The sequence below is a fragment of the Ruegeria sp. AA3 genome, assembly GCF_056542905.1.
In genome coordinates this window covers 372,465-393,195 of record NZ_JBQGAQ010000002.1, presented here as the reverse complement: position 1 = coordinate 393,195, position 20,731 = coordinate 372,465, and the positions used below count along the sequence as shown (strand labels likewise).

At 55.3% G+C, this 20,731-nt stretch carries 17 protein-coding genes; 9 read left to right on the top strand and 8 right to left on the bottom strand.

Translation table 11 applies throughout. The features are described 5' to 3' along the window. Window positions 1-89 precede the first annotated feature (89 nt). From hpaD to ACR0JR_RS06280, 5 genes are all read right to left on the bottom strand, one after another. Window positions 90-941, bottom strand: a complete 852-nt coding sequence (hpaD, locus tag ACR0JR_RS06300) for a 3,4-dihydroxyphenylacetate 2,3-dioxygenase (protein WP_170475294.1) — start codon at window positions 939-941, stop codon at window positions 90-92. Window positions 942-983: 42 nt separating this feature from the next. Further along, window positions 984-2,495, bottom strand: a complete 1,512-nt coding sequence (gene hpaE / locus ACR0JR_RS06295; protein WP_480455456.1) for a 5-carboxymethyl-2-hydroxymuconate semialdehyde dehydrogenase — start codon at window positions 2,493-2,495, stop codon at window positions 984-986. 3 nt (window positions 2,496-2,498) lie between these two features. Continuing rightward, window positions 2,499-2,897: a 5-carboxymethyl-2-hydroxymuconate isomerase gene (locus ACR0JR_RS06290; protein ID WP_170475290.1), complete on the bottom strand. Its 399-nt coding sequence runs from the start codon at window positions 2,895-2,897 to the stop codon at window positions 2,499-2,501. A 139-nt stretch (window positions 2,898-3,036) separates the two neighbouring features. Further along, complete coding sequence (locus ACR0JR_RS06285) at window positions 3,037-3,750, bottom strand: aspartate/glutamate racemase family protein (RefSeq protein WP_480455455.1); 714 nt, start codon at window positions 3,748-3,750, stop codon at window positions 3,037-3,039. Beyond that, the gene (locus ACR0JR_RS06280; RefSeq protein ID WP_170475285.1) at window positions 3,747-4,451 is read right to left on the bottom strand and encodes a GntR family transcriptional regulator; all 705 of its coding nucleotides are present in this window, start codon (window positions 4,449-4,451) and stop codon (window positions 3,747-3,749) included. The genes ACR0JR_RS06285 and ACR0JR_RS06280 overlap by 4 nt, the downstream gene beginning before the upstream one ends. A gap of 103 nt (window positions 4,452-4,554) precedes the next feature. On the opposite strand from ACR0JR_RS06280, the gene ACR0JR_RS06275 reads away from it, so the two are divergent. Further along, complete coding sequence (locus ACR0JR_RS06275; protein ID WP_480455454.1) at window positions 4,555-6,249, top strand: thiamine pyrophosphate-binding protein; 1,695 nt, start codon at window positions 4,555-4,557, stop codon at window positions 6,247-6,249. Here the strand turns inward: ACR0JR_RS06275 and ACR0JR_RS06270 are convergent. Next, the gene (locus ACR0JR_RS06270; protein ID WP_480455453.1) at window positions 6,210-7,130 is read right to left on the bottom strand and encodes a LysR family transcriptional regulator; all 921 of its coding nucleotides are present in this window, start codon (window positions 7,128-7,130) and stop codon (window positions 6,210-6,212) included. The two genes, ACR0JR_RS06275 and ACR0JR_RS06270, sit on opposite strands and share 40 nt — an antisense overlap. A gap of 97 nt (window positions 7,131-7,227) precedes the next feature. On the opposite strand from ACR0JR_RS06270, the gene ACR0JR_RS06265 reads away from it, so the two are divergent. The 6 genes from ACR0JR_RS06265 to ACR0JR_RS06240 all read left to right on the top strand — a co-directional run bounded on the left by ACR0JR_RS06265 (window position 7,228) and on the right by ACR0JR_RS06240 (window position 13,494). Continuing rightward, entirely contained in the window at window positions 7,228-8,361 is a 1,134-nt protein-coding gene (locus ACR0JR_RS06265) for an enolase C-terminal domain-like protein (RefSeq protein ID WP_480455452.1), read from the top strand. Beyond that, a complete protein-coding gene (locus ACR0JR_RS06260; RefSeq protein WP_480455450.1) occupies window positions 8,358-9,608 on the top strand; it encodes an NAD(P)/FAD-dependent oxidoreductase in 1,251 nt (416 codons plus the stop codon). The genes ACR0JR_RS06265 and ACR0JR_RS06260 overlap by 4 nt, the downstream gene beginning before the upstream one ends. Before the next feature lie 52 nt (window positions 9,609-9,660). Further along, window positions 9,661-10,635 carry a TRAP transporter substrate-binding protein gene (locus ACR0JR_RS06255; RefSeq protein ID WP_480455448.1) on the top strand — a complete coding sequence of 325 codons (975 nt, stop codon included), beginning with the start codon at window positions 9,661-9,663 and terminating at the stop codon, window positions 10,633-10,635. Window positions 10,636-10,703: 68 nt separating this feature from the next. Then, the gene (locus ACR0JR_RS06250; protein ID WP_170406962.1) at window positions 10,704-11,237 is read left to right on the top strand and encodes a TRAP transporter small permease; all 534 of its coding nucleotides are present in this window, start codon (window positions 10,704-10,706) and stop codon (window positions 11,235-11,237) included. 4 nt (window positions 11,238-11,241) lie between these two features. Beyond that, window positions 11,242-12,555 (top strand): TRAP transporter large permease, encoded by a 1,314-nt coding sequence (locus ACR0JR_RS06245; RefSeq protein WP_010441588.1) that lies wholly within the window; start codon window positions 11,242-11,244, stop codon window positions 12,553-12,555. A gap of 6 nt (window positions 12,556-12,561) precedes the next feature. After that, window positions 12,562-13,494 carry a hypothetical protein gene (locus ACR0JR_RS06240; RefSeq protein WP_480455447.1) on the top strand — a complete coding sequence of 311 codons (933 nt, stop codon included), beginning with the start codon at window positions 12,562-12,564 and terminating at the stop codon, window positions 13,492-13,494. Window positions 13,495-13,981: 487 nt separating this feature from the next. On the opposite strand, the gene ACR0JR_RS06235 is transcribed toward ACR0JR_RS06240, so the two are convergent. Further along, window positions 13,982-15,304, bottom strand: a complete 1,323-nt coding sequence (locus ACR0JR_RS06235) for a UDP-glucose dehydrogenase family protein (RefSeq protein WP_480455446.1) — start codon at window positions 15,302-15,304, stop codon at window positions 13,982-13,984. Between the two features lie 354 nt (window positions 15,305-15,658). Then, window positions 15,659-16,540, bottom strand: coding sequence for a LysR substrate-binding domain-containing protein (locus tag ACR0JR_RS06230; RefSeq protein ID WP_480455445.1), 882 nt, complete (start codon window positions 16,538-16,540; stop codon window positions 15,659-15,661). A gap of 189 nt (window positions 16,541-16,729) precedes the next feature. Between ACR0JR_RS06230 and ACR0JR_RS06225 the strand changes: the two genes are divergently transcribed. Both ACR0JR_RS06225 and ACR0JR_RS06220 read left to right on the top strand, forming a co-directional pair. Next, the gene (locus ACR0JR_RS06225) at window positions 16,730-19,183 is read left to right on the top strand and encodes a GcvT family protein (RefSeq protein ID WP_480455444.1); all 2,454 of its coding nucleotides are present in this window, start codon (window positions 16,730-16,732) and stop codon (window positions 19,181-19,183) included. Window positions 19,184-19,198: 15 nt separating this feature from the next. Then, window positions 19,199-20,719: a trimethylamine methyltransferase family protein gene (locus tag ACR0JR_RS06220; protein ID WP_480455443.1), complete on the top strand. Its 1,521-nt coding sequence runs from the start codon at window positions 19,199-19,201 to the stop codon at window positions 20,717-20,719. Window positions 20,720-20,731: the final 12 nt, after the last annotated feature.

The following is a 20,731-nucleotide window of genomic DNA, read 5'->3' as shown; positions in this document are numbered from 1 at the left end:
ATTTTTGTCCTCGTCAGCGGGGTCCGGTCTCATGCTGAAATTCAACTATTAGCCGCCACACTCAGGTTCTGATTCAGCAATTCGAGGGTTCAAACAGGGAAGATGACATTGGTCTGTCCGGTACCCGAGCTGGGGAAGTACTCAGTCACGACCTCGCACTTCTTGTCATAGGCATCCCATCCCAGCGCGCCATACAGCATCGCCGTGTCGTGCATCGAACCTTCACCACAGCAGAAATTGGCATAGTCGCCCAGCATTTTGAGGAATGTGGCGTGGTCGCCGTTCTTCCACATTTCAAGAACGTGCAAGTCCATCTGGCGGTTGAATTCCGAGCTGATGGTAAATGTGCCGTTATTGGCAGCGTAATCCTTGTTGGCCCAGATCTTGTGCGACAGGGAACCGGACGCGACCAGCAGCACCTTCTCATCGCTGGCCTCGACCGCCTCGCGAATGGCTTCACCGATGATCCGACTTTCGTCGTGATCGTGAACCGTGGCCCAAGCAGCGACGGAGACGACCTTCATGTCATGCTCGCGGCTCATGAACCGCATCGGGACCAAAGTGCCATATTCCAGTTCAAGACTGTCCAGATGATGCGCAAGCGTATAGGCGCCCTTATCCGATGCGATTTTGGCAATCGCATCCCCCATTTCCGGGTTGCCCCGATACGAATAAGGCAGGTTTTGAATGAACTGAGGGAATTCGTTTGAGGTGAACAGCCCCTCGAACTTCTCGTTCGCGTTGATGTGGAACCCGGCATTGATCACCCAATGGGTGTCACAAATAACCACTGTGGTTGCACCCAGCTCTTTCGCGCGACGTGCGATTTCGCGGTGACCGTCAATGGCTGGCTGACGTTTGCCTTTTATCGGCCCTTCCTGCTCGGACATAAGCAGCGTGGGTACGTGGGTCATCTTTGCAGCAAGAACGATTTCGCCCATGATCTCCTCCTGAATTTTCAGTCTTTCGAGCGGGTTGGCCTATTATAGCTTACCCAATTGCATGATTTTGTGTTGCCCTGTGGCAAACCCGATATGCTTTTGTTCCATATAGAACTCAAAGCTCCAATCGCCGCCATCGCGACCTATGCCGGATGCCTTTACCCCGCCAAACGGTGTGGGTAGGTGTCGAACGTTCTCCGAGTTTACCCATATCATCCCAGCCTCGAGCTTGTCGGTAAAGCGTAGGGCGCGGGTCAGATCGTTGGTCCAGACATAGCCGGTCAGGCCATAGTCGGTGTCGTTCGCCATGATCAGCGCCTCGTCTTCGGTCGAGAAGGGGATTGAGGTCAGAACGGGCCCAAATATTTCCTCGCGCGCAATCCGCATCTGGTTATTGGCGTTAGTGAACAGGGTGGGGCGGACAAAATAGCCTTCGTCGCCGACCTTTTCGCCACCTGCGGCGATCGTGGCACCGTCAGCCTTAGCGATGTCAAAGTAGCTGGTGACTTTATTGTAGTGTTCTTCGGTTACAATCGGGCCAATCTCGGTTGCTGGGTCCAGCGGATGCCCGACCTTGATGTTATTGACACGTTCAATCAAGCGGGCTTCGAATTCCTCTTTGATCGTATCTTGTACCAGCAAACGCGACGACGAAGTACAGCGCTCACCGTTGATCGAATAAATCATGAAGATTACCGCATCCAGCGCACGATCCAGATCGGCGTCATCAAACACGATCACCGGGTTTTTTCCGCCCAGTTCAAGATGCATCCGCTTCAGTGTATCTGCCCCCTGCTTGGTGATGATACTTCCGGTGCGGCTTTCACCCACAAAAGCAATTGCTTTGATCGCAGGATGCTCAGTCAGACGTTTGCCTGCATCATGACCAAAACCGTTTACGGTGTTCAGAACACCTGGCGGAAGCCCGGCCTCTTCAGCAATTTCTACCAGCAGTCTTGCGGTTAGCGGGCTATCTTCGGCCGGTTTGTGAACCACGGTACAGCCCGCTGCGAGCGCAGGAGCGATCTTCCATGTGCTCAGCATGAAGGGCGTGTTCCATGGCGTGATCACACCCACCGGGCCAATTGGTACGCGGGTGGTAACATTCATCAAGGTTGGTGATTTCAACTGCTGACCATCGCGGGCCTGCACCACCTGATCAGCAAAATAGCGAAAGTTCTCGGCCCCGCGCAAAGCTGCCTTGGACATGAACCGCCATGTCTGTCCCGTGTCCCAGCATTCGCATAGGGCAATCTCTTCGGCGCGCGTCTCGATTGCGTCAGCAATGTTGATCAGAATTTTCTTTCGTTCTGTTGCGGGCATGTCCCGCCACGCTGGAAATGCGTCCTTTGCGGCTTGGGCCGCCGCATCTACATCAGCCTCGGTGCTGCGGGCCACATCACAGATGGTGCTTTTATCAACTGGTGTCGTGGATTGAAACACACCACCAGAGCCATCGTTGTCTTTCCCATTGATCCGGTTTCTGATTCCAGTTTCCTTGAAACGGGTCAGATAGCCAGCCAGTTTTTCGATATTGCTGTCCAGTGCGCTCATGTATCAGGTCTCCTGACGGGCCGCGCCCATATGGTCGCGGATCGTGCCGGTTTTTGGGGAAAGCTCAGGGTCTATGTCACGCATTTCCAGCGACAATGCGATTGAATGGCGGGCCATGGCCGGGGCCAGATAAGTATTGGCTGCCTCAAAGATGCGCCGAGTGGCATCTTGTTTCACATCTTCACTGCGACCTGCGCGCAGGCGGATCGAGATATCGATAAACCCGTGGGCCGGGTTTCCATCGGCGATGGCATAGTGATCGACCCGCACCGCGCGAATGCGAATTCCGGGCGTAGGGAAGGTATCAATATCCGCCGCTGTCGCACGGAGGCATTCGCACAGACCGCTCATGTCCACGATATTTTCGAGGTTTCCCGAGTAGTCGACGTGAAAATGCGGCATGGTCCCTCTCTGCGATTATTTGATAAACATGTTAAGTAAAACGCTCGCTGGGGTCAAGGACTTTCCTTAACATATTAACCGTAGGGAAGGTGATATGGTCTTCCTAAGTGTGTAGGGGCAGTTCTTATGTTCTGGGACTTTACAGGTACTTAGGCGGGGCTAGTCCGGCATGAAACCAGTTTATGAAAGACACGATGGAAAAGACGGGCAGGCCCGTCGCTTTTTGAATATCCGGCGCGTAGGGGCACATATTGGTGCATTCCAACACGATGGCGCCAAGGTCAGGGTTGTCGGACTGTAGGGCAAGCGCTGCTTTGACATTGTCAGAGCGGGCTTGGTCCACATCCAATGTCAGTTTGTTATCAAGGATCGCCGAGGTAAATTCGAGGCCTCCTTCGGTTGTGCCGATTGGTGTGCCCTCGGGAACACGAGCTTTTCTTAGGTGTTCTTTGCTCAACGTCGATGCGGATATGGTTAGTACTCCGGCGTGTTTTCCCGCTGGCAAAACGCGATTGACCATCTCAACCTGCATCAATGAGGAGGTTGCTACAGGGACAGATACCGCGTCGGCCAGTTCTTCCTGAAACAGCGAGAGAAAGCCGCAATTGGTGGTGATCCCGTCCACCCCATCTTTGACAAGGTCTCTTGCGGAGTCGATGAACGCGTCCAGCAGCCCTTCTGCCCGTTGCCGGACCACAAGATCAGGTGAAGCGTTGCGAACAATGCGATACAACACCGGGAACGACCATGTCTGCGCATTCCCCATATCGCCGGGAACCCGTGGAAACTGGGCGTCCAGCATGAGAATCCCGACGGATGCACCATAGATAGATTTGCCGCCCTTCGCGATCATGACTGCGCCTCCTGAATGATGCGGGTCGAGATATCTTTGGACCCTTCCATGTAGATACTGGATATCCCATGGCGCACCGCATCCTGCACCTGATCCATCCGCTTGTTGATGTGGGTGCCCAAAACCCGTGCAGCTTCATCGGCATCTCGGTCCATCAGTGCCTGCATGACACGTTTATGCTCGTCTTTCGATCGCTGAACCCGGTCAAGGCTCATGGAAATCCAGCGAATATAGCGAATGCGCTCGTTGATCCGTGTCAGCGTCTGCAGCAACTCTTTGTTTCCGGATAGTTTGGCTATTCCTAGATGGAATGCCTCGTCCCGGGTCACCGCTTCTTCGACCGTCAATCCGGTGATATCGATACCGGTTGCATACAGCTCATCATGGAGCGCCTGCAATTGTTCTGAAGAGGCTTTAGTACACGCCGCTCGAACTGCGGCGGTTTCGATGATTTGGCGCAACTCGAACAAGTCAAAGATGCTCTGGGCATCCAGAGGGCGGCAAAAGAAACCCTGTCCCGGGCGAAAGTCGAACAATCTCTCTGCGACCAACCGGTTCAAAGCCTCACGCAATGGGGTCCGGCTGACGCCCAATTCTTTCGATAGTGCGACTTCATTCAATCGATCGCCGGGACGCAGGCGGAATGAGACCGCCATCGCCTTCACCTGATCGTAGATGTCATCAACGCGTGGACCCGCCATAAGCATTTCTCCTTGATCTACAGGTGCCACACGCCGTTCTTGAAATCAATATACAAAACTGTATACAGTATTGTGTGCAGGAAGAATCGAAAGGGTATCTACCATGACGGGAACGAATTATCTGACCGGAGCCGAAGCAATGGTTCGTATGCTGGAAGCGCATGGTGTGAAGCACATGTTTGGCTTGTGTGGTGATACAACCCTGCCGTTCTATGACGCGCTGGCCCGCATGGATCATGGTATTCAGCACATTCTGACCCGGGACGAGCGTCATGCAGCCTATATGGCAGATGGTTACGCACGGGTGACTGGTAAGCCAGGTGTATGCGAAGGCCCTTCTGGGGGTGGGGCGACCTACATTCTACCCGGTGTGGTCGAGGCCAATGAAAGCTCGGTCCCTATATTGGCAATTACCTCAGATGTGGCAACGACCAGTCGGGGGAAGTATCCGCTCACCGAATTGGACCAGCCCGCGTTGTTCAAACCGCTGGCTAAGTGGAACGCATCACTGGATGATGCCACGCGACTGCCAGCCATGGTGCGTGCTGCTTTTCGAGCGATGACAACTGGAACTCCCGGGGCCACACATCTTGCTCTGCCCTTTGACACTCAGAAAGCGCCGGTCGATGAGGCCGAAATCTGGGCGGATGCCCGGCATCGCAGTTATCCAGCCGAGCGCGCAGGGCCTGATCCGGACGCGATCGAGGCGGCAGCAGAAATACTCGCGGGATCGAAATCCGCAGTGGCGGTCTGCGGGGGAGGACCTGTTTTGTCCGGAGCCACAGACGCCCTGCGCCGTGTCGCGGCGCTGTTGGATATGCCCGTTGCCACGACAGTATCCGGGCAGGGCTCCATCGCCGAAACAGATTCTCTTGCCTTGGGTGTCGTCGGGTCGAATGGCGGGGTACCTGCCACCCGTGCAGTGGTGGACGCGGCCGATGTCGTTCTTTTCATCGGCTGTCGTGCCGGATCAGTTACGACCGAACGCTGGAGAAGCCCCGCGCGCAATGCCATTATCATTCATATCGACAGTGACCCGATGGTGATCGGGGCCAATTATCCGACCGAGGTTGCAATTTGTGCCGACGCCCGATTGGCGCTTGAGGCTTTGGCACAGGCGCTGGAAGAACGGAGTGATCTGCCAAAGTTTGGTGGTGCTACCAAAGCCAGCGCCGCATGGGCGGCCAAGATGGTGGCCTTCAACTCACTCGCTGCTAGCCACGAAACACCGATCCGTCCCGAAGCGGTTATGGCTTCGCTGATGGATATTTTGGATGACGATGCGATTGTGGTCGCTGATCCAGGCACGCCATGTCCTTATTTCAGTGCACATTACCGCTGGCGGAAACCCGGGCGGCATTTCATTACCAATCGGGCCCATGGGGCGCTGGGGTATTCTTTGGGTGCTGCTATGGGCGCACATGTCGGGCGGCCTTCGGTCAAGACGTTATCCGTGATGGGGGACGGCTCTTTTGGATTCACCTGTGGTGAGTTCGAAACCATGGTGCGACGCAACATGCCGATCACATCGATCGTGTTCTCGAATTCAGTCTTTGGCTGGATCAAAGCGGGACAGAACGCGGGGTTTGGCCAGCGCTACTACAACGTCGATTTCAACCGCACCGACCACGCCGCCGTCGCAAGCGCCTTTGGTGTGAAATCCTGGACAGTCAAAGACCCTGAGGATCTACCGAAAGTTCTGAAACAGGCGATTGAGCATGATGGACCGACACTGGTCGACATCCATTCGCAACAGCTTCACGAAGCGGCAGCACCCGTCTCAGAGTGGGTCGCGTAGGAGGCGATCGAAGGGGTTAGTTGGGCCATAAAATCCTGAGCAATCGTTGAAAGAGGGCGTCCTTTGGCGGTGATGATTGCCAGATCCAGCATCACGGCGGGTCGGAAAGGGCGGGTTTGATACCCGCTCTCGCCATCAAAAGTAACGGTAAAGGGGTCGATCATCGCAACCCCCATACCTTGCTTAACGAAGCTCAGCAGATTTTCGGACAGATGGGTGTGGATCTGAGTCCGCCAAGTGCGCCCCGCGGATTGGAAGATGTCCCTGGTCCGCCTGTTTGTTTGATGTTCAGGACCCATCACGATGAACGGTTCGTTTTCGAGTATCTCGGGTGTGAGCACATCATGGACAGCCAATGGGCTTCCTTCTGGGAAGGTTGCCAGCGTTTCAAACTGAAAGACTTGGTAGTTTAGCGTGTCATGCAGAATGGGCATCTCGACAATGCCGATCTCAAACAAGCCAGAGATTACCCACTCTTGAATCTTCGAGGAATATTGCGATTGAAAACTTACCGATAGGTTCGGGCGGCTTTTGGCGAAGCGAGCAATCTCACGCGGCATGAAGCCGAAGGATAAAAGATGTGGTGCGGCGATCTGCAATTGGCCGGGGTGCTTGTTCTGCAGATCCCTGACGGCCTGCGCCACGTGGTCCAGGCCTCGAACAACCGTATCAACCTCGCGATACAGCAATTCAGCTTCTGGCGTAGGCAGAAGGCGCCCTTTGTTACGCTCAAATAGAGGTAGCCGCGCTTCTCGTTCGAGTTGGGCTAGAAGGTTACTGATACCCGGCTGTGAAATACCAAGCACCGAAGCCGCGCCTGTCACGGTTCCGGTCTCCATTATTGCATGAAAGGCTTGCAGCTGACGAAAACGCAGGGACATGTTTTACAGTATCATTTTTCCTGATGATCTCTAGATAATATAGTATTTGAAATGATAGCTCGGTCAAGGCAGGCTCTCGCCATAGGCTGGGGGCGCAATGGGCAATCTGTCACAGAAAATCATAGGCTATGATCTTTGGCACCTTGAGTTGCCGGTTACCTCGCGCCGAGATCACGGTATTGGGTCCGTTGAAGGCGTCTGCGAAGTCGTTGTTCTGCGTCTCAAGTCCGAAGACGGCAACGAAGGGTTTGGTGAAGCGTCCCCTTGGTCCGTTTTCACAGGCACCCCCGAAGCCACCTACGCAGCCCTGGATCGTTATCTGCGCCCACTCGTGGTCGGAGAGGTGGTCGCTAATCGGTCAGCGATCATGGCGCGGGCGGCTTATGCGGTCGCACATTGCACCGAAGCGAAGGCCGCATTGGAGACTGCGTTGCTTGATCTTGCAGGCAGGATCAGCCGAGTTCCGGTTTGGTCCCTTCTGGGTGGGCGGTGTCGTGAGACCATCCCGCTCAGTTGCTCTATCGCGAATCCAGATTTTGTGCAGGATATTGACCTCTTGGCTCGGTTGCAGGCGGATGGTGTACGCCTTGTGAAGCTCAAAACCGGGTTCAAGGATCACGCCTTTGATATCATGCGACTAGAGTATCTCGCTCAGAATTATCCGGAGCTTTCGGTTCGAGTGGACTATAATCAGGGGCTCAGTATTGAGGACGCTCCCGCTCAGGTACGTGATGTTGCGCAATTCGCTCCGGATTTCATCGAGCAACCCGTCCGGGCCCACCATTTCGGTATGATGGGCAAGCTACGACAAATGATCGACGTACCGCTGCTGGCCGATGAGAGTGTCTTTGGCCCTGAAGATATGGAACGTGCCGCGCGCGAGAGCATTTGTGATGGGGTATCTGTGAAAATCATGAAATCCGGTGGTCTGACCCGGGGGCAGTCTGTGGCCCGTGTTGCTGCAGCACATGGTCTGACAGCCTATGGCGGCGATATGTTCGAGGCTGGACTGGCACATCTGGCAGGAACGCACATGATTGCGGCAACCCCTGAGATCACGTTGGGCTGCGAGTTCTACCAAGCTTCCTATTTCCTGAAAGAAGACATTCTGGAAAGCCCCTTCCAAGTCAGCGGCGGCCAAGTGGTCGTCCCTGACGCTCCTGGTCTCGGCAATAGGCCAGATATAGCCAAACTTGATCATTATGCAGTGGCAAAGGCGGTGGCGGCGTGAGCGAGAAGAAGACCATAACGATCATCGGTGCCGGGATCGTCGGCGTGTCTGCTGCGGTATGGCTGCAGAGGGAAGGACATAAGGTAATCCTGATCGACAAGGCGGAACCGGGGGAGGGGACCTCCCACGGCAATGGGGGCGTGCTGGCGTCCTGCTCGATTGTGCCGGTGACTGTTCCGGGGCTTCTCAGAAAAGCGCCCAAAATGCTGCTCAGCCCGTCGCAGCCATTGTTTTTGAAATGGGGGTACCTGCCAAAGCTGGTCCCTTGGATGACCCGCTATCTGAGTCATGCGAATGCATCAGATGTGGAACGCATCGCTGCAGCTCTGACACCAATTGTTGGTGATAGCCTGAACGACCACAAAGCGCTGGCCGAGGGCACAGGCGCTGAAAAGTGGATCGTGCCATCCGACTACCTGTTCCTCTACAAAGACCGGACGCATTACAAGGAAGACGCATTTGGGTGGGACATTCGTCGTCGGAACGGTTTCATATGGGACGAGTTGGAAGGCCCAGCCTTCCATGCCTATGACCCGGTCTATAGTGAAGACATCGGTTTTGCTGCGAAGCTCTCGGACCACGGCCACATCACTGACCCGGGTCGCTATGTCAAAGATCTGGCGGCGTATGTGGAAGCAAATGGAGGCACGATCCTTCGTGCCGCAGTCGATGATGTGGTTCAGGAGAATGGAAAGGTAACCGGCGTTCGTACGGGTGGGGAAACCATCGCGTGCGAAACTGCGATCGTAACCGCAGGCGTTTGGTCAGGACCTTTAGCCAAGCGTCTGGGCATTTCTGTTCCCCTTGAGAGCGAACGCGGCTATCATCTTGAATTGGTGGAGCCTTCTGCCATGCCGCGCAGTCCGGTCATGGTGGTTTCTGGCAAATTTGTTGCCACACCGATGGATGGGCGCATTCGTTTGGCTGGCATTGTGGAGTTTGGCGGGCTTGATGCGCCACCCTCGCGCGCGCCGTTTGAATTGATGCGCAAGAATGCCCGGATGGCTTTCCCGGGTTTGACATGGAAGGAGGAAGTGGAATGGATGGGGCACCGCCCTGCACCAACTGACTCGATCCCAATTATTGGTGAGGCTCCGGGGATTAGCGGTGCGTATATGGGCTTTGGGCACCATCACATAGGCCTGACAGGCGGGCCGAAAACGGGGCGACTTCTGGCCCAGATGATTTCGGGCAGAACCCCGAACACAGACATGGGCGTCTACGCACCCTCGCGTTTCGCAACATAGAAATGACTGGCGAATAACGCCGGCGTCTCAAAACTTAACAGGGAGAAACATGATGAAAAAACTGACAAGCCTTCTGGCGGCAACCGCTCTGACAGCTGCCGCAGCCGCACCGGCAATGGCCGAGAAATGGGATATGCCGATGGCCTATTCGGCATCGAATTTTCATTCAGCCACGGGCGCGGAATTTGCCAAATGCGTGACCACCGGCACGGGTGGCGAGATTGAGATTGTCACGCACCCTTCTGGCTCGCTGTTTAAAGGTGCCGACATCAAGCGTGCGATCCAGACCGGGCAAGCCCCAATTGGTGAGCGTCTGCTCTCTGGTCACCAGAACGAAAACGCTCTGTTCGGGTTTGACTCGATCCCGTTCCTGGCAACGTCATTTGATGACAGCGCCAAGCTTTGGGACGCTGCTAAACCTTCGATTGAAAAGCTGCTGGCCGAGCAGAATCTGACCCTGCTTTATGCCGTGCCATGGCCACCGCAAGGTCTGTACTTCAAGAACGAAGTGAACTCGGTTGCGGATATGCAAGGGATCAAGTTCCGGTCCTACAACAATGCCACTTCACGGCTGGCCGAGTTGACCGGGATGCTGCCCGTCACTATCGAGGCGGCTGAGATCAGCCAGGCCTTTGCAACCGGTGTGGCGGATTCCATGGTGTCGTCCGGCTCAACTGGATATGACCGCAAGGTCTGGGAAAGCCTGAACTACTTCTATGAGGTGGATGCCTGGCTGCCGCGCAACTATGTGATGGTCAACTCAGAGGTGTGGTCTGGTGTTTCGGACGCCAATAAGAATGTGATCAAAGGCTGTGCGGAACTGGCCGAGTATGCCGGTAACTGGCGCGCCAAGGAATATACCGGCTTTACGCTTCAGGGTCTGCGCGATGGCGGTATGACCGTTGGTCCTGCGTCCGAGCAGATGACGAATGAGCTGAAAGAAATCGGCGTCACCATGACGAACGAATGGCTTGAGGCCGCTGGTGACGAAGGCAAAGCCATCGTCGACGCGTTCAACTCTCAGTAACCACTCCAATGCGGGCGGCGGTCCAACCTGCCGCCTGCTCCCAATCTACAAAACACAGCGGGGACAGCATGGCGGCAATGCGAGGGCTCAGGTCCGTACTGGATTTCATCTATCTGGCAGCAGGGGTTCTGGCGGCGCTCAGCCTAATTGCCATTCTGGTGTTGATTGTGGTGCAAATGCTGGCCCGTTGGACCGGCGAAGTTTTTCCCGGCGCTCCGGATTATGCAGGATACGCGATGGCTGCTGCGTCGTTTCTGGCCTTCGCCAACGCCCTAAACCGGGGCAGCCATATTCGGGTTTCCATCCTTTTGAATGCGGTTCCCGATGGCTTTCGCAGAATTCTCGAAATCTGGTGCTTTGCCATCGGCTCTGCCGTCATGTGGTATTTCTGCTGGTACGCCTATCGATTTGTGTACTGGAGTTGGAAGTTCAACGACATAAGCCAGGGGCAGGACAAAACCGCCCTTTGGATACCTCAATCAACCATGCTGATCGGAGCCGTTATTCTCGCCATCGCGCTCACCGATCACCTGTTCCACGTCCTGTTCAAGGGTGATCACCGCATCACCCGTGATCTGGCCGATCAGAGCCACGGAGAGTAAGAGCATGGAGAATATATCCGTCATTATCCTCTTCCTCTTTGTCCTCTTCACCTTGCTGGGCACCGGTGTCTGGGTCGGTCTGGCCCTTATGGGCGTCGCATGGGTCGGGATGGAACTATTCACAACACGCCCTGTGGGCGATGTGATGATCACGACTATCTGGTCAGCGTCGTCATCCTGGACGCTGACCGCCTTGCCGATGTTCATCTGGATGGGCGAAATCCTCTACCGCACGCGATTATCCGAAGACATGTTCAAAGGGCTCTCACCGTGGATGGCACCTTTGCCTGGCGGGTTAGTGCATACGAATATCGTAGGTTGTACTGTGTTTGCTGCGGTCTCGGGGTCTTCTGCGGCCACGCTGACTACGGTTGGCAAGATGTCTATCCCGGAACTGCGAAAGCGCAACTACCCCGAACGCATGGTCATCGGCACACTAACCGGAGCGGCAACGCTTGGGCTAATGATCCCACCGTCGCTGACGTTGATCGTCTACGGGGTGACGATCAATGAATCGATTACCAAGCTGTTCTTTGCGGGTATTCTGCCTGGCCTTGTGCTGGCTGCGATGTTCATGGGCTACGTCGCCATCTATTCCAAAGTTGGCAAAGACTGGAACCCCAACGACGAGGGGAAGTTGACCTTTTCCGAAAAGGTCAAGAACTCTCGTTTCCTATTACCGGTGATCTTGCTGATTATGGTGGTAATCGGGTCCATGTATCTGGGATATGCCACCGCGACCGAGGCGGCCGCATTTGGCGTGATCGGAGGTCTGTTGTTGGCCGCCGGGCAGGGGTCTCTGAATTGGAAGACCTTCACTGAAAGCCTGATGGGCGCGACCCGCACCAGCGCAATGATTGCCCTGATCCTTGCGGGCGCTGCATTCCTGTCTCTGTCGATGGGCTTTACCGGCCTACCGCGTGGGCTGGCGGACCTAATCGCGGGGTGGGAGTTGACACGGTTCGAACTGCTGATGGTCCTGCTGGTTTTCTATGTCATTTTGGGTTGTTTTCTCGATGGGATTTCTTCGGTCGTGCTGACCATGGCTGTTGTCGAACCGATGATCCGTGACGCCGGGATTGATCTCATCTGGTTCGGGATTTTCATCGTGGTCGTCGTCGAGATGGCGCAGATCACACCGCCCATCGGGTTCAACCTGTTTGTGATGCAAGGGATGACCAACCACGAGATGAGCTATATCGCGCGTGCTGCTATCCCTATGTTCCTGATCATGGTGCTCATGGTTTTTGTTCTGATCTGGTTCCCTGAACTGGCCACCTGGTTGCCTGAAAACCTGCGCCAAAGTCCGGGCGGGTAGAACGCCTTGAACACGCTTCACCTCGCGGCACGTCACGGCCCATATGTCTTGGTGTCGGGGCTTGTCGCAGGCCTTTTGTTACCAGGACTGGCCGAACCAATGCGGCCGTTCCTGCCACCCTTGGTCATGGTGTTGCTTTTTCTAACGCTGCTGCGGATGAAACCAGGTGCCATTTTGGGTTCGCTGGTTGATCTGAAGCAGGTTGCCGTAACAATCGTTGCCTTTCAGCTGGCCATGCCGCTGTTGGTGGCGGGAGTAGGTATTGTTTGTGGCTGGACTGATACTCCGGTCTTTCTGTCTTTGCTAATCATGGCAGCGGCTCCATCTATTTCGGGCAGCCCCAATATGTGCCTGATGATGGGATATCCCGCAGAATACGCGATGCGGCTGGTCGTGGCGGGGACTGCCGTGCTGCCAATTACCGCCTTACCAATTTTTTGGCTGATGCCTGAATTGGGTGATATGCAAGCTGTGCTGATGACCACCCTTCGATTGTTTCTTACGATCGTGGTCGCTATCCTCTCTGCCATTGTGTTGCGGAGGACGGTTCTTCGCGCGCCGTCAGACGCCACGCTTCTGAATATGGAAGGCGCGGCAACGATCACGCTTGCCGTATTTGTGGTCGGCCTGATGCCATCATTGAGTGCGGTGGCCATAGTTAACCCAGGTGTGGCGATATTTTGGATTGTGTTTGCTTGTGTTATCAATTTTGGCGCTCAGGTGGTCTCGTTCCGATTGACGCGCACTAGTCTCCCTCCCGCAAAGGCAACAGCGGTTTCCTTGATAGCTGGAAACCGGAACATTGCTATCTTCTTCGTCGCGCTACCCCCCGAACTGACTTTGCCTATCATGGTATTTATCGGCGCCTATCAGATCCCAATGTATCTTACGCCGCTGATCATGGGTCGGTTGTATCAGCAGGCAGATTCAGTGGCTTGACTTTCTAAGTTACGGATGCTGCCAGCAAACTCGTCAGAGCGCTTATTCAACAATCAAATAAACGAATGTCTAATTCCAACTAAGAAATGTTGCCCACATAGCGACCAGATTTCAACGCATGCCTGATGCGCGCGGTACTTGGAGTGTAGAAGCAAATCGGAAATTTAAGTCGGACAATTTGGGAGCTGATTATTAGGGTGTTGTTGCTGGCTTGATCGTTTGACCAACCGATGCGCTCATGATTTTTTTGACAGCCCGTTTAGATAGATTGCTGCGCTGCTGACACCGAGCTGGTGGATTGGCCCTGTGACCTCTGGCGGCCATTGCAACGGGCTTTCTGTTCGCGATTGTTCTGGCGCTGGCTTGCGTGTCGATCTTCATCGGCCTGGCGAATGAACGAAGCCGTCGCTAGGGTGTAACAAATAATTGCCCGGCTAAATGCCGGGCAGTTTTCATTGTTAGGTATGAAATTACATCTCGTGGCTGGTCACATCTGTGTGTGATCGCCAACTCCGACGCCGACATAGGTCTCAAACCCTGAGCCTAACACCAACGCGGAAGAGTAGATGTTGCGCAGATCAACCATGCGGGCCGATTTCATAGTTTCGGCCAGTTCATTCAGATTCAAGGCACGGAATTCGTTCCACTCTGTCAGCAAAACAACAGCATCAGCTTCTGCGGCCGCGGCATAAGGATCATCCAACCATTCGACACCCGGCAGCAGCGCCTCGCCTTCAGCACGACCTTGCGGATCAACCACGCGCACACGGGCACCGCCGCCAATCAGGGCCGGAACGATCGTCAGAGACGGTGCATCGCGCATGTCGTCGGTGTTGGGTTTGAAGGTCACACCCAGCACCGCAACCGTTTTGCCGTTGAAGTTGTCGTCGCAGGCTTCCCGGATCTTTTCGATCATCCGCTTCTTGACCTCGTCATTGACGCGGATGACGGTTTCGGTGATCTGCATTGGATGCGCGTGATCCTGCCCGATCCGTGCAAGTGCAGCGGTATCTTTCGGGAAACAAGAGCCACCATAGCCGGGCCCGGCGTGCAGGAATTTGTTGCCAATCCGTCCATCAAGACCGATGCCACGTGCGACCTCCTTAACATCGCCACCGGCACGTTCACACAGCCCCGCAATTTCGTTGATGAAGGTGATTTTTGTCGCCAGAAATGCGTTTGCGGCGTATTTGATCATCTCGGCACTTTCCAGATCGGTGGTCAGGATCGGGAAATCCCGCAGATAGAGTGGGCGATATATTTCCGCCATAACCTCTGCCGCGCGTTCGCTTTCGACGCCTACAACAACACGGTCAGGGCGCATAAAATCATCGATTGCTGCACCTTCGCGCAAGAATTCTGGGTTCGAAGCTACATCGAAACTCGCCTTGGGATTGGCAGCTGATACGACTGCATGAACCTTGCGATTGGTACCAACCGGGACGGTCGATTTGGTGACTACGACCGTATATTCAGTTATAGCTTGCGCGATCTCTTCGGCGGCAGCCATCACATAAGTCAGGTCAGCATGTCCATCGCCGCGTCGAGTTGGCGTTCCGACTGCGATGAACACAGCGTCTGCTCCATCGACCGCTGACGCTAAGTCAGTGGTGAATGTCAGACGGCCTGCAGACACATTCTTGGCCATAAGTACATCGAGGCCCGGTTCATAAATCGGCACCTCGCCGGCCTGAAGCATTTCGATCTTGCGCTCAGATTTATCAACGCAAACAACGTCGTGCCCGAAATCTGAAAAGCAAACTCCGGACACCAGGCCGACATATCCGGTACCAATCATAGCAATACGCATTAATCAAATTCCTTCTTTTTCCCGCCAGCGGTGCGCTTCCGGTTGGAACCACACACTTAACCATTGCTCAGCACATGGGCGCAGCACCGATATTGGTGTCCGGAACATTTCACCGGGATGCAACTCTTCGCGACGGAATATGCCCTTTAGGAGGGGATGTTCAAGTGAGTTTGTTTACTCTGACGGTCGTGTCCAAACCATTGAATAAGAGCATTGGTTGTTTGTCCGGTGAAGAATGACCGATAAGTGACAATAGGGTTTTTGCTGCTGCCAATAAGGTTAGGGTGACCGACAACGATAGGTGATCGCTCAAAACAATCGGGGCATATAGGTATCGCTCGGATCGCGGTGTTCTTAAATCGCCTCACCCAACCATTTGAATACGAGCTTTGCGCGGTCGGATGAGGTGTTGTGCAGTTTAACGTAAAAATCCAGTTGTGATGAAATGGTCTGCGGCAACAACTTAACGAGTTTGCCGGATGAGATTAGCTCCGAAGTCAAGCCCTCCCATCCCAAAACTGCCCCCATATCGTCCTGAGCGGCTTGAAGCGCAATCGTGTAATTGTTGACGCGATGGGCGGAGTTCAAAGGGCCCTCATACCCCAGTTTTTGTGTCCACGCGCGCCAGTCAGTCCATCCGGTATCCGGGGCATCGAGATGTATGAGTGGAAGCCCCGCGATTTCGTCGACCCGCTCAATCGGGTTTTGTTCTGCAAACCGGGGGCTGCACAAGGCCATGATGTTGTCATGAAACAGAGTCTTGAAAATACCTGTTTCACCGCTGGAATCTCCGTAATGGATGCTCAAATCACACTTCGAAGAGTCGACGCCCAGATCTGTTACAACCTGTGTAACGGAAACATGTCCGTGTTGTTTCCAGAATTGGGCAAGGCGTGGCGTGAGCCAGAGTGAGCTTACCGCTGTTGTCGAGCGGATCGTCACTCCTTTTTTGTCGTATTGGCGTCGCAATTGCCCAAGGGCCTCGCTGATCCCTTCTAGGCTGCGTTGCAGTGAGACAAGTAGGTATGCCCCACTTTCAGTCAGTTCAACACCGCGATGATGGCGCACAAACAACCCGCATTGCAGTTCGTTCTCGAGCGCTTTGACCTGATGGCTGATTGCGGCCGGGGTGACATTGAGTTCTTCAGCCGCCGTCTTGAAGCTGACATGCCGGGCGGCTGCTTCGAAGCTGATCAGCGAACTAAGAGGTGGTAGATCGTAGGGACGGTTGGGCAAGATGTTTTGACCTGTGATGGATCTATTGCCTGATAAATTAAAGGAGATCGCCTGGCTATAGGCTTATTTCATCTAACTCAGAGTGAATCTTTTTGCAATTGTCGGCCAACGGTTCCCGATGAAAATGCTCCCCAACCGGTTTGCAATGCGATCCCTTGTTGATCGTGCACAGTTTGAAGGAGTTGCGGAATGCAGTCACATGCAAAAGTCGTGGTTGTCGGAGGAGGTTGCGTAGGGGCGTCGATCCTTTACGGGCTGACAGAACATGGCTGCACAGATGCGGTCATGCTGGAACGTACAACACTAACCTCCGGCTCGACTTGGCATGCAGCGGGTCTGTTGGTGACCTTCGTGCGGTCGCACAATGTGTCGAAGATGACGATGGAAACCATCCGCATCTATACTGAGGTTGAAGAAAAGATGGGCAGCTCGGTCGGGTTGCGGAAGGTTGGTCAACTGCGGGTCGCAAATACTGAAAAGCGCTGGGACGAGTTCCAGTCTTATATCTCGATTGCCGAGGCGGCTGGCGTACCTTGCAAGCTACTGACCCCTGAAGAGATTACCGAAGTCCATCCGTTGCTAAACCAGAGCCCGGACATTCGGGGTGGTATCCTGCACACCGAGGACGGGTACGTGAACCCCGCCGATATCACCATGGCGCTCGCCAAGCTGGCACGCGATGCAGGTGCCAAGGTTTACCAGAACACCGAGGCTCAGGCCTATGAAAAGCTGGACAACGGCCATTGGAAAGTGACCACCAGCCAGGGTGAAATAACCTGTGAACATCTGATCTTCGCCACTGGCAACTATGCCCGCGAAAACGCACGCCGTGTGGGGTTGGATCTGCCCTGTATTCCGATCGTTCACCAGTATTGGACCACCGAGACCGTACCGCTGCTAAAAGAGCGCCGGGCGGAGGGCCTGCCAGAATTCCCGATCCTGCGGGATGAAGATTACGGCGCTTATCTGCGCGAAGATGTGGGCGGCATCCAGTTCGGGCCTTATGAATTCACCAAAGACCTCAAGCTATTTGCCGAAGACCGCGTGCCACCGGAATTTGGTGCTGATCTACTGCCCGAGGATTTCGACGCCGTGGAAACTCAGTGGGAACGCGCGATTGAAAGGGTGCCCACACTGGGCGAGGTTGGGATCAAAGCCAACACCCGCGGTCCATTTCAGATGACACCGGACGAGCTGCCTTTGGCCGGTCCGGCGCCGGGACATGAGAACCTCTGGCTGGCCGAAGGCATGCCCGGTGGCATTCTGTGGGGCGGGACGGTTGGCAACCGTCTGGCCAAGTGGATCGTCGATGGCGATCCGGGCATGGATATGTCGGAACTCGATCCGCGCAGGTTCTCGGATTATGCCTCCAAGCGCTGGACCATGGATAAGGTGCGCGAGACATGGGGCACCCATATGAATACGCATGTGCCTGGTGAGGATTTCCCCGATGCGCGCCCGATGAAAACCGTAGGATCATACGATCTGTTGACCGCACAAGGAGCAGTCTGGACCAGCTTCAATGGCTACGAATTCCCGCGCTGGTTCGCCAAATCACCCGAAGAAGCGATCCCCGAACACAGCTTCCGTCGCACCAATCATATGGAGCGGGTTCAGGAAGAGGTGCGAACTACACGTGAAGAAGCTGGTTTCATCGAAATGTCTCCGATGACCAAATTCACCGTTCGCGGACCGGGGGCTGCACAGTGGTTAGACAGCATCATGGCCAACAAACTGCCAAAAGTGGGCCGCATGACCCTGTCGCTGATGCTGAACGACAAGGGCGGCATGGATGCGGAATACACCATCGTGCGCTATGCCGACGACGATTTCTACCTGATCTCGACGCCAAACTGGCGGGCCTATAACTGGGACCAACTACAGCGCGCGCTTCCGGGCGACGGGTCTGTCGTGATCGAGGATATCTCAGAGCAGCTGGGCGTGATCGCGCTAGCCGGGCCCAAGGCACGCGAAATCTTACAGCCGCTGACAGACAATGATCTGTCAAATGAAGCCTTCCCGTGGCTCTCGGCGCAGATGGGTGAGGTGGGCTATGCCAAAGGTGTACACCTGCTGCGTGTCTCGTATACCGGAGAGCTTGGATGGGAACTGCATCACCCGGTTGGGTACAATCGCCACCTCGTTGATCTGCTGCTGAAGACCGGCGTGAAACCCTTCGGTCTTGAGGCGCTGGAATCGATGCGACTTGAGAAATCCTATCGCGCCATCAATCGCGAGATTTGCAAGGACCTGACACCCTATGAGGCCGATCTGGGCCGTTTCGTGGCGATGGCAGAAAAGATCGGCGGGCAGGTGGCCGAACGTGACTTCATCGGCAAAGCCGCGCTGCAGAAGCAGCAGGCCGATGGCGGATACAACACGCTGGTAACACTGAAGCTGCCGTTCTGCGATACCTCGGTGATGTTCGACGAAGGCGTCTATGCCGATGGTAAGTTGATCGGGCGGGTCACCTCGGGCGGGTTCTCGTATTACTGCAACCACGACATTGCGATGGCACTGGTGCCACAGGACATGACGGCACCCGGCACCAAAATGCAGGTGCTTATCCACAATGAAATGCGCGAGGCCGAAGTGATCGATACCTGCGCCGTTGATCCCACCAGCGCCCGCGCGCGCGCCTGATCCGGAGGAATTGAGATGGCAGAAGTCAAAGCACGCTCGGGCCGTGGCGGCGGACGTGCCGCGCGGGTCAAGGCTCGCACCAACCCGCCCCCCGTCTACCTGTCGACGCTGAACCGCAAGGTCGGTCCGATTGATCTGCTTGGCCCCGAGGGTGTTGAGAGAATCCACAACGCGGCCATGACGATACTTGAAACCACAGGGATCGAGTTCCGTGATCCGGTCGCTTTGGCCGATTGGAAGAAGTACGGCGCGGATGTGCAGGGTGAACGGGTGCGTATCGGGCGCGAGATGCTGATGGACCTGATCTCGGCTGTTCCCTCAGAGTGGGGCTATGCCGCGCGCAACCCGGAACGCTCGCTTCGGGTGGGCAATCAGCATTCTGTCTTTGCCAATGCGTATGGCGCGCCGTTTGTCTATGGTCTGGATGGTGTGCGCCGCCCTTCGATGTTGGAGGATGCGCATAACTTCTTCAAACTCAGTCAGATGAGTCAGTCGATGATGGTGCCGGGTATTTTGCCGGTTGAGCCGCAGGATGTCCCCGTACCGCAACGCCACTTGGAGCTGGTTCATGCCGCGCTGACGCTGACCGACAAACCGATCAAAGGTTCGGTGCTGTCGGAACAGGCGGCACGGGATTCGGTTGAGATGACTCGCATCGTGTTTGGTGAGAAATTTGTCGACAACAATGTGGTAATGGCGGCCCTACTGAACTGCAACACACCGCTCGTCTGGGATGAGACCATGTTGCAGAGCTTGCGCGTCTATGCCGCTGCCAACCAGCCCTGCCTGCTGTCGCCCTTTGTTCTTGCCGGGGCAAGCACACCTGCCAGCCCACAGGGTGGTGTCGCGCTGCTGATTGCAGAATCTCTGGCCGGTATGGCCTACAGCCAGATCATCCGGCGCGGAGCACCGATGGTATTGGGCGTCGCAATCATGGGCGTTTCGATGAAGACAGGTGCACCGATGATGGGTTCGCCCGAACCCGGGCTGATGAACCTTCTGGTGGGGCAGATGGCACGGTTTTATGGTGTGCCATGGCGGACCTGTACCATGTGGACCGGATCGAAATCCCCGGATATGCAGGCTGCGTTCGACACTGCAAACACCATGTGGCCGGTACTGCTGGGCGGTGCGAACTACATCGTCCACTCGGCGGGCTTTCTTGAGGGCGCGCTTGGGGTCAGCTATTCGAAATGGGTGCAGGACGCATTGCAGTTAGAGAACTTCCACCGTTTCTTCAGTGGCCTGCAAGAGGAAAATCTGGACGCTTTGCTGGGCGACATCGAAAACATCGGACCCGGCGGACATTTCCTAGGCACCGACCACACGCGTGAGAACCCCATGCACATGAACCACTTGCAAAACAATGACAGTTTTGAACAGTGGGAAGCTGAGGGCTCGAAAACCGCCGAAGTCGTTGGTACGGAAGAAGCGCAGCGTATGCTAAACACCTATGTGCGGCCGCCAATGCCGGATGATCAGCGCGGCGCATTGGATGAATTTGTCGCTAAAAAGCGTGTGGAATACAGCGGCTGATGCCAAGATAAA